Source organism: Tardiphaga sp. (assembly GCF_025356345.1).
GTDB lineage: Bacteria > Pseudomonadota > Alphaproteobacteria > Rhizobiales > Xanthobacteraceae > Tardiphaga.
In genome coordinates, this window is sequence record NZ_JANXTC010000277.1 from 1 (window position 1) to 9766 (window position 9766).

At 59.7% G+C, this 9766-nt stretch carries 10 protein-coding genes; 4 read left to right on the forward strand and 6 right to left on the reverse strand.

Annotated features, from left to right (window positions below; genetic code table 11):
* Positions 1–215: 215 nt before the first annotated feature.
* The 4 genes from Q0S16_RS17215 to Q0S16_RS17230 all read right to left on the reverse strand — a co-directional run bounded on the left by Q0S16_RS17215 (position 216) and on the right by Q0S16_RS17230 (position 4679).
* Positions 216–1199, reverse strand: coding sequence for a tripartite tricarboxylate transporter substrate binding protein (locus Q0S16_RS17215; protein ID WP_295850460.1), 984 nt, complete (start codon positions 1197–1199; stop codon positions 216–218).
* 268 nt (positions 1200–1467) lie between these two features.
* Positions 1468–2739 carry an MFS transporter gene (locus tag Q0S16_RS17220; RefSeq protein ID WP_295850463.1) on the reverse strand — a complete coding sequence of 424 codons (1272 nt, stop codon included), beginning with the start codon at positions 2737–2739 and terminating at the stop codon, positions 1468–1470.
* Between the two features lie 161 nt (positions 2740–2900).
* Positions 2901–4097 carry an amidohydrolase family protein gene (locus tag Q0S16_RS17225; RefSeq protein WP_295850467.1) on the reverse strand — a complete coding sequence of 399 codons (1197 nt, stop codon included), beginning with the start codon at positions 4095–4097 and terminating at the stop codon, positions 2901–2903.
* Between the two features lie 3 nt (positions 4098–4100).
* A complete protein-coding gene (locus Q0S16_RS17230; protein WP_295850470.1) occupies positions 4101–4679 on the reverse strand; it encodes an amino acid synthesis family protein in 579 nt (192 codons plus the stop codon).
* An 83-nt stretch (positions 4680–4762) separates the two neighbouring features.
* Here Q0S16_RS17230 and Q0S16_RS17235 point away from each other — a divergent pair, with 83 nt between their 5' ends.
* Entirely contained in the window at positions 4763–5455 is a 693-nt protein-coding gene (locus tag Q0S16_RS17235) for a DUF4286 family protein (protein ID WP_295850473.1), read from the forward strand.
* The gene (locus Q0S16_RS17240) at positions 5442–6128 is read left to right on the forward strand and encodes a GntR family transcriptional regulator (RefSeq protein ID WP_295850475.1); all 687 of its coding nucleotides are present in this window, start codon (positions 5442–5444) and stop codon (positions 6126–6128) included. The genes Q0S16_RS17235 and Q0S16_RS17240 overlap by 14 nt, the downstream gene beginning before the upstream one ends.
* A 69-nt stretch (positions 6129–6197) precedes the next feature.
* Here Q0S16_RS17240 and Q0S16_RS17245 read toward each other — a convergent pair whose 3' ends face one another.
* A complete protein-coding gene (locus Q0S16_RS17245; protein WP_295850476.1) occupies positions 6198–7706 on the reverse strand; it encodes a 4-hydroxyphenylacetate 3-hydroxylase N-terminal domain-containing protein in 1509 nt (502 codons plus the stop codon).
* Positions 7707–7913: 207 nt separating this feature from the next.
* Here Q0S16_RS17245 and Q0S16_RS17250 point away from each other — a divergent pair, with 207 nt between their 5' ends.
* On the forward strand, positions 7914–8450 hold the full coding sequence (locus Q0S16_RS17250; protein ID WP_295850479.1) for a flavin reductase family protein: 537 nt from the start codon (positions 7914–7916) through the stop codon (positions 8448–8450).
* Between the two features lie 216 nt (positions 8451–8666).
* Entirely contained in the window at positions 8667–9248 is a 582-nt protein-coding gene (locus Q0S16_RS17255; protein ID WP_295850481.1) for a hypothetical protein, read from the forward strand.
* Positions 9249–9309: 61 nt separating this feature from the next.
* Here the strand turns inward: Q0S16_RS17255 and Q0S16_RS17260 are convergent.
* A partial coding sequence (locus Q0S16_RS17260) for an ABC transporter permease subunit (RefSeq protein ID WP_295850484.1) occupies positions 9310–9766 on the reverse strand: 457 nt, incomplete at its 5' end.

The window sequence follows — 9766 nt, forward strand, 5'->3', positions numbered from 1 at the left end:
GGACCCGCGCGTAAAGCTCCACTGTCTTCATCCCCCGCCCCCTGCCGTTCCAGACAAAGGACTCTAACTGCCGCAGTTTTACTCCGGCGCAGCCAAACCAATCGACCGCTTCAGTGAGGCAGTATTGCTCCGGCTTTTACAGTCGCGGCGTTGCTCAGCGATCTTGCTTGAGGAGAGGACCTTCGTTCGGCAATCGCGTTAGATTTGCCCATCCATTACTCTGGCTTGACGCCCAGTTCATCGAGTGTCGTTGCCCAAAGCACATCCTGCTCTACCATGAAGTCATGATACGCCTTGGACGAGCCACCCTTGAATTCGGCGCCAATAGCATCGAAGCGCACCTTCATGTCGGTATCCGACTTCATGTCGTTCAACGCTCCGTTAAGTTTCGCGATAATCGGTTGTGGTGTGCCGGCCGGGGCCAGAATTCCAAACCAAGCGCCGTCTTCAAAACCGCGCATCTTGATGCCGCTCTCGGCAAAGGTGGGGACGTTAGGCATCATCTTCAGGCGATGATTGCCTGTCAAACCAAGCACCTTCAACTTATCATTGCCGGATGCGCTGATCCCGAGCGACGCCGAGGAGAACAGACTGGAAATGAGGCCGGACATCGCATTGGACATAGCGTCGCTGGCACCGCGATAAGGAATGTAACGCGGTTCGATGGCAGCGGATCGAACGAATGAGACAGCTGCAAGATGAGGTGTTGAGCCGATGCCAGCATGACCGATCATCATCTCGCCGGGCTTCGCTTTCGCGATATTGATGTACTCAGCCAGGTTCGATGCCGGCACAGCCGCCGACACAATCATGGTGAAAGGCGACGTTGCTGCCCAGCCAATTGGCTCGAAGTCCTTGAGCGGCTTGACCCCGAAATTTGCCATGGTGTGGGGCGCAACGATGAAAGACATATCGGCGAGCAACAGTGTGTAGCCATCCGCAGCCGCTCGCGCAGCAGCTCGTGCCGCAATCGCTCCGCTCCCGCCTGGCATATTTTCAACCACCACAGGCTTGCCCAAGCGGCGCTCAAGGCTGGAGGCAACGATTCTTGCTATCGGATCCGGCCCCCCGCCCGGCGGGAACGCGACAATGATCTTGATGGATCGAGCGGGATAGCCCGCATCGTCCTGGGCCTGAGCGGGCAGCACTGAGACGCCAAGAGCAAACATGGCGCGCGCAACAAACTTCAATCGAAACATTATGGACCTTTCGACGGTTGACGTGTCCTCGGCTTCGCAAAATCCATGCCAACTCATATACAGGCTGATAATATGGACTCATACTATTCGTCTGCGCGTGGTCGAACTGAGTAATCTAGCGGCATCCGTTGGCAACGATTTTTGCACCCTCCAGATTTGGCGGACCTGAAAGATGACGTCGTTGGCCGCATGAGCGACCTTCGACGTTCATATCGTATTGATCAGGTCACGCCGGCTTGACGTCGGAAATGTGATTCCCATCTCGGTTCTAATACTTTCGCATCAACGGGATCATTGCAGCGGAGCCAATAGTAGCTGCACCAATAATGACCAAGAGCCCCGTCGAATAATTTCCCGTCGATGAGATGATCAATCCCATCGCCAGGGGTGCGAATGCGCCGATCAGGTTGCCTATGCCATTGTAGACGCCGACGCCTGCGGCCACGGCTCCCGCCGGAAGAATCTGCAACCCCAATGCAAACAAAGGCGGCAGGGCGCTGCCCCAGCAAAATGCACTTACGGCAATCATCAGAGCTGCGGTCTGATTGTCAGGGATGACCGACACGAGATACATGCTGATTCCGGCAAGCAGGAGCGCAACGAAACACACGCCGGCCCGGCGACCGAGACGATCCGACAAGATCGCCGACAGCACTTCTCCCAGGAACATGAAGATGAAGGGTAGCGATGTGTAAATCCCAGCCTGCTTCATGTCGAAGCCGCGAACTTTGACAAGATAACTGGGCAGCCAGCTGTTCAAGCCCCACAGATAAATCAGAGCAGCCGAATTGAAGATGACTAGCATCCAGAAGCGCCAGTCTCCGAAGAACAGCCGGACCTGCTGGCCGTAACTTGCCGCCGTGACCGCTGGCGCCGCGGCTGCAACTGCCGCGTTAGGCGGGCGATCCCGGACAACCAGCAGAACCAGCGGCAGGATCACGAGAAGGTTCAAGGCGGCCAGAACATAAAAAGACGAACGCCACCCGTAGCTCGAAACGAGGTAGATGGTTAGAGGAAATCCGACCGCCGAGCCGAGCGGGCTTCCAATCATCCAGATCGAATTGGCGCGCGCCTGCTCTCGCGGCGGGAACCAGCGTTTCACCAGCGAATTGGTCAATGCGAACTGCGGACCTTCAGCGATACCTAGCAGTACGCGATAGAATAGCATCGTTGTGTAGCTGCCTGCCGATCCCATCAACAACATCGCCCCGCCCCAAAGGGCGGCGCCGACGGCAAGACTGCGACGCGGCCCGTAAACGTCGCCGATAAAACTGAGTAACAGACCTGACACGCCGTAAGCAAAGACGAACGATGTCATCAGCAGCCCAAGCCGGGTCGGATCGAAGCCGATTCCCATATCGTTCTGAAAAGTCACGTTGGTAAACAGGACCGCTACGCTGATGCGATCAAAGAATGCCGATATCACCGCGAGGAAGAGCACGAAGGCAACGCCCCAGCGCATCGGGCTGGGCCGCGTCGCTGAGATGGGATCGCTATCGACAGCTAGTACGGAGTGAATGGGAGTTTCGGCGGTTGACATAATCAGTCTTCCTTCTGTCTAGGAGCTAGACTCCCGGAGGCTCACAAATAAAACTTCGACATACGGGTGACATAAAGAGGTCGAGGATCATCTCGGCGACGCTGGACCACTTCGCGACTATCAATTCTTCAAATACCAAAGCAATAACAAGGCCAACTCGCCTAAGGCGCTGCGCCGGAAAAATCCTGCACGACATTGCTGCGTGCCACGCGCACGCGGCGGGTCGTCTCCGGCGTGTTGCGGCTGCGTCCGACAAATCGGGGGATACCGGCGGTGACCACAGCGCCGACCGCAGGCACGTCGCCGTTGCGTAAGGCCGACATCGCATCCGGCTGCGATCCACCAAGACACGCGTCGATAATAACGACGTCGGCATCGCGACCGGCGGCGATGATACCGCTGTTCAAGCGATAGACGCGCGCATTGCTGCCGGTGGCGGCAGCGATGGCACGTTCGGGCGCCATGCCGCCAAGCGATGCGAGGTAGCTGATGGTGTATAGCATGCCGAGCGGCATGATGCCGCTGCCGGTCGGCGTGTCCGTTGCTATCAAAAGTCGTTCGTTCTGGCCGGCCTTGTCCAGGAGATCGGCCACAAGCAGCGTGGTGCGCAGATTTCCGGCGGTACAGACCTGCAGCGCGATGCTGGAATCATTCACCAGCCGTGGGAAATCTCGATCCGGAATCGCCACCGGGCCACCGTTGACGTGATACGAGACGTCCGGGTTCATTGCCAGCACGTGGTCGGCCCAGATCCCCGACGAGCCGGGGATCGACGCGCCGCCGGTATGCACCATGGCAATCATGCCGCGTGAGCGCGCCATCTTGATCAGCGGCGCATACTCGAACGGCGAGGCGAACGCGCCGAAGCCGGCCTTCACCATCCACACGCCATCGCGCACCAGATCGTCGAAATCCTGCTCCACAAGGCCCGGCTCGAGGATCAGAGATCCCGCATGCACGCGCATGCCGCCGGGACGATAGTCGGCAAAGCAGCGCTGCGCGGCAACGGCCAGCGCCTTGACGCCGACCACATCTTTCGGCCGGCCGGGCACATGGACTTCCGAAGCGCTGATCGAGGTGGTGACGCCGCCATGGACGTAGCTTTCAAGAAAGCCGACCGTCTTCTGCCGTGGCGTGTAGTCGCCGAAAGTGATGTGGACGTGGGAATCGATCAGGCCGGGCATGGCGATGGCGCCGCCGGCGTCGATCACCACGTCGCAGGCATCCACTGCCGCGGCGGAGGCCGTGCCGACAGACACGATCAGACCGTCGGCCATGACGATGGAGTCGCCCGACACCATCGGCGCATTCAGATCGCCGCTGACGATGGAGCCGAGATTGACGATGGCGGTCTTCATGGCTCAGGCCTTTGCGTCGCGCTTGGCTACTTCATCGTGCGAGAGGCCGCCGACCCGGGCGCCGATGCGCCCGCCGCTGGCCAGGCAGAAGATGATCGCCAACTCATCGGCCATCGGCGTGTCGAGCATCGTGAGCGTCATGCCATCGTAATGCGAGCGCACATAGACGTCGTCCTTGTGATTCATCGGAATGTCGATGGCACCACCGGGCACCGACATCTTGACCATCGAGGAAATCCACGCCTTGGCGCCGCCAATGGCGTCGCGGATCGGATTGGCATAGGCGGTCGTCACCAGTGCAGCGGCATGCTCGATCTCGCCATGCAGGCCGACCAGCGCGCCCTTGCCATAGCTCTGCACCTGGTAGGTGCCCAGCGCCTGCAGCGCCATGTTTGCCATCATCTCGCCGAGCCCGACGCTGGCCTCGATCAGCGGGGTGAGGTCTTCGACCGCCTTGCCTGCGTAGGGATTCTCGAGCACCGCGATCACCGCGACCTTGCGGATCGGCACGGCCACCTTGCGGCCGGCATGTTCATTCTTGTCTTCGACCATCGACCAGGTGCGGCGAATATTCAGATTCATGGCGATGGGTCTCACATGCTTGACAGGCGCTGTAACTTCGTTATCAGTTTGTCTGACAATCTGTCAATCGGGTATTTTGCATCATGAGCATCAAAGGCCAGGCGGTTCTGTTCTCCGAGATGATCCCGGGCGAGGCGTTCGTCGACCGGTTTCACAACTGGTACGATACCCACCACATCCCGATCCGCGTCGACTGCGAAGGATTTATGAGCGCCCAGCGCTACAGCCGCCAGGGCGATGGCGGTTTTCTGGCGGTATACGAAATGGACGACATCAACGTGCTGTCCAGCGACGCCTACAAGGTGATCAAGAACAATCCGTCGGAGGAAACCGCATGGATGCTGAAGAATGTGACCGGCTTCACGCGCTATCTCGGTGGCGAAACCTCGGTCACCCCTGCCGTCTCGGCTGAAACGGACACGCTGATGGATGCGCCGGTGCTCTATGCGGTGCTGTTCAACATCCCCAGTGAGCACCATGACGACTTCAACGGCTGGTACGACAGCGACCACATTCCGCTGCTGATGCAGTGCAAGGACTGGTTGATGGTGCGCCGGATGCGGATTGCAGATGGCGTCCCCGGCCCCTATACCCACATGGCGCTGCACTACCTGAACGATGCGAAGGCCCTGCAATCGCCGGAACGGGATGCCGCCAGAAATACGCCGTGGCGCAACCGTCTGGCGAAGAACGAATGGTTCAAGGCGAGCTACTCGGTATTCGATCGCCTCGGACCGCGCCAAACCGGAAAACCAAAAGACCATGGCAACACTTGATCTCCGGATTTCACCCAGGACGGTGCAGCAGCAAATCGTCGAAAAGCTGCGCGCCGCCATTGTCGAAGGCATGTTCAAGCCGGGCGACCGACTGATCGAGGCCAACCTTTGCGAGATGCTCGGCGTCAGCCGCCCGTCGATCCGCGAGGCGCTGCGCAGTCTGGAAGCCGAGCGCCTGGTCTCCATCATCCCCAATCGCGGTCCGCAGATCCCGGTGCTGACCCGCGATCATGCGGCGGATATCTACAAGGTGCGAGCCCTGCTGGAAGGCGAAGCGGCCTTTATCGCGGCCAGTTGCGCCACACCGGACGACCTCAAGCTAATGCGCGCAGCCCTCGCGGAATTCGGCAAGGCGGTGCGCGCCAACGACATGAAGACCGAGGTATCCGCGACGTCGGAATTCTACAGCCACATCCTTCGGATCTCCGGCAACCGCATCATCGAGGAAACACTGAGCGGCCTGCTGGCGCGCATTAATTTCTTGCGAGCCCATTCGATGTCGCGGCCGGGTCGCGCCAGGGTCAGCCTGCAGGAGATGAAGGCAATCTACGAGGCGGTCGCCGCGAAAGACGGCGCCGCTGCCCGCAGCGCCGCCGTGAAGCACGTGGAGAACGCGCACTTGTCGGCCAATGAGGCCTACGAATCATTCAGCACGAAAGAAAGCGCAGCCTGAGGGGCTGGCCGCATCCCCCATGGCCAAAAGGGGCGCCGGATCACCGACGCCTCTTTATTTGTAGCTCGCCTAGTCGCCTTGCACCGGCGGCAGGCTGAGCGCACGATCGACCAGCGCGCTAGCTCGCTTGAAGTCATAAGCGCGGAACATGTTCATCTTCACGATGAACGACGCCCCTCCGTAGAATTTTTCATACTGCTGGTGACGGTTGCCGAACTCGGTGCCGATGAAATCCCATGCCAGCCGCATCAGCGCCACGCGTTCGCGAGCGCTCATGTTCGACGACTTGTAGAACCGGGCAATATCCTCGGCAGCTTCAGGATTTTCGAAATCCTTAACTGACGACGGCAGGGAAATCATTGCGGCTCCCGTCAGTTCGCGAACGATATCGATCATTCGCGGATTGATCTCGCCTTGCAGAGCCATTACGGCGTAAAGCATGCTCTTGGACGGCCATAAAACGCCTTCCTCGTCGAACGTGGCGAGGGCCTCTTGAGCCAGGTGCATGCCTTCGACAATCGAGGCGAGTGCAGCGAGTTCACCCATCTGAACCATCACCGGCGGCGCCGCATCGTTGCCGGTGGCTTCGTTCATCTTCTTCGCCATGCCAAGTAGAAACCGAAGCTTCGTGGCGAAACGCGCCTGAGCCTGATGATTGCCGTAGGTGTGAGACGGCGTCTTCCACCACTGGTTGCGGCACAGTTCGATGTCGCGATAGATGAAGACGTGCTCCCAAGGAACGAAGACGTCATCGAGAACCACAAAGCTGTCCGTTTCATCAAAACGGCTGGATAGCGGATAGTCGAATGAATTCGTGGCGTGCTGGGCAAAAGCGCGCCTTGAGTACAACTTGACCCCCGGTGCGCTCATCGGCACCGCGACGCTAATGGCGTAAGCTTCGTCGCCCGGCTGCAGCGGATGAATGCTGCTCAGATGCAGATAGTCAGCAAACACGCCACCGGTGGCCAGCTGCTGGCCGCCCTTGACGATGATGCCGCCTTCGACTTCGCGCACCACGCCGGCGTAGAGATCAGGCTCGGATTGCTTAGAAGCCGACTTGCTGCGATCGATCTGCGGCGGCACAATGGCATAAGCCACGTACAGGTGGTTATCGCGCAGATGCTTGTAGAAGTTTACGACGCGCTCGGCATATTGCGGACCCGATTTGGCGAACACTGAAGGCTTCGCCGCATAGCCCGTGAAAAAGTTGGCGACGTGATCAGGTGTGCGCCCCATCAGTCCAAAGGTCTGCTCGGCCCACTTCTCCGCGGCGACGCGTTTCGCGGTGAGATCGGCATGGGTCTTCGGAATCTGGTAGCAGCGCAGTGCGCGCCAGCCCGTTTCGGGCTCGATATAAGTCATGGTCTCGAGATTTTCCGGCGCGAACGCGAAATCGTAGAGGCCGGCGATTTGCTTGGCAGCTTCCCGGAACGCGGGGTGACTGCTGGGATCGCTCACGCGCTCGCCTTCGACGAACACGGACCGCGGCGTCGACGCCAGGCTCGCTAGGAAGTCAGCGCCGCTGCGGAATGCACCACGGGCCGAGGTGGCTTCGAACTTTGTCGCCTGTACGTTCATGATGATCTCCTTGATGCTGCCTGGACGCGGAAGCTGGAATTAATCTACCGAAGAATATAGCTACATACTGTACATAAATTGGTTGCTGTCAACCGACCTCTTGGGTATTTTGTACAATCAAAGACCGGCTGTTAGAGCCGCCGCAAAAACAGGCATCTGACGTCAGGCGGACTCTCCGGCCGCTGCCGTCCTCATGGAGACCCGGAAATGACGATTGATCCTCGCGAATTCCGCAATGCCCTCGGCCTGTTTCCGACCGGAGTGGCGATCATTTCTACGGTCTCGGCGCATGGAGAGCGGATCGGCGCCACCGTGAGCTCGTTCAATTCGGTATCGCTGGATCCGCCGCTGATCCTGTTCAGCATCGCTCGCAACGCGAGGGCCTTCGATATCTGGGCCGAGGCGCCGCATTACGCCGTCAGCGTCCTCAGCGAATCACAAAGCGAAACGTCCAACCGGTTCGCCCGCGCCTCACCCGACAAATGGGACGGGGTTCCACACGTGCAAGGGGCCCTCGGCGTGCCGATGATTCAAGGCGCCAGCGCCTGCTTCGAATGCGAGAGCTTTGCTCGCCATGACGGCGGCGACCACCTGATCCTGGTGGGCCGCGTCACGTCCTATTCTGTCGCCGACGCGACGACGCCTAGGCCGCTCTTGTTCTATCGTGGCCGCTACAGGCAGATCGAGGCCGATGTGGTCATCGATACCCCGCAGGGTGTCGATTATTTCGTGCACGGCTGGTAGCGGTTCCAGGCCGCCTGGGGTTTCGCGATGATGGAAAGAGGAGGGTCTTGCCCGGCCGATGGCTGGATCGGCCGACGGAACTCATGCTATGTGACCTGGAGGCGCCCCGAGCGCACGTCTCTCGTCTCCTCCACGCGGCGACGACGGTCTGGACTTCGGCCACCGACATCAACGACGCTGGCCTTCGGACAGGCAAGCGGATGGACCCTCACATCTATGGCAAAGAAATCGACGAAAACGGCAAGAGCCTCGGTGGCCGCGCGCGCCCGCTTCAGCTCGCCTCTGACGACGTCCAGAAGGGACCTGTTAAAAAACGGGTCGGACGACTGGATGCGCGACACCATCTACCGCCTGGTCCAGGCGCTCGGCCGTCTGGTCACCTGCCGCGAAGCTTTCGGAAGACAACTGGATCTGACGGGCAGTCAGTTCACCGTGCTGATTGGTGTCGCCTATCGACAGGGAGATAGTGGAATTGCCATTGCACCGCTGGCAAGCCACATCGGGCTCGCCGCCACCCACGTGACGACAGAGGTCGGTCGTCTGATCCGCAAGGGCCTTCTCAGCAAGCGGCCCAACCACCTGGACGGGCGCAGCGTACTGATCACGCTTTCAGCGAAAGGCGAGCAAGCCATCCGCGATGTCGCCCCGATGGTATCTTCCGTCAATGATATCCTGTTCAAGGGTATCGACCGCGGCCAGCTCGAAACCGTGAACGTTTTCGCCGGTCACCTGCTGGAAAACTCGGAATATGCCCTGGCCGAAATTAGGGTGATTGAGACTCATCGCGCCGCCAAGTAGCGGCGGCCGGGGCCCTGGCAGCGAAACAAGTCCCGACCTGACGATGCCAGAGCCGCCGCGTCTAGTGAAGCACCGCCCAAGGCGCGAGTTTGCGATCAAGCCATTGCTGGGCCTTGATGATGGCGGCCCCCATCAAGGTGAGCACGACCAGGGCCGCGAAGACTTTTTCCGTTTCCATGACCTGTCCGGCGTGGATCAGCAAATAACCCATGCCGCCGCCGCGGCTGGAGCCGCCGATCATTTCCGCTGCCACAACGAGAATGATCGTGACGCCCATTCCGAGCTGCAATCCCGAGAAGATGCTCGGCACCGCCGCAGGAAGAATGATGTTGAATTGAACCTGTCGGCGGTTGGCGCCGAGATCCTGGGCAGCCTTGACCAAGCCGCGGTCGACCTGGCGAACGCCGGCATACGTGCTCATGGCAATCGGAAAGAATGCCGTGACCGCGCTGATCAGGATTTTGTAGCTCTCGCCAGTGCCCAGCCAAATGATTAGCAGCGGAATCAGCGAAATCTTC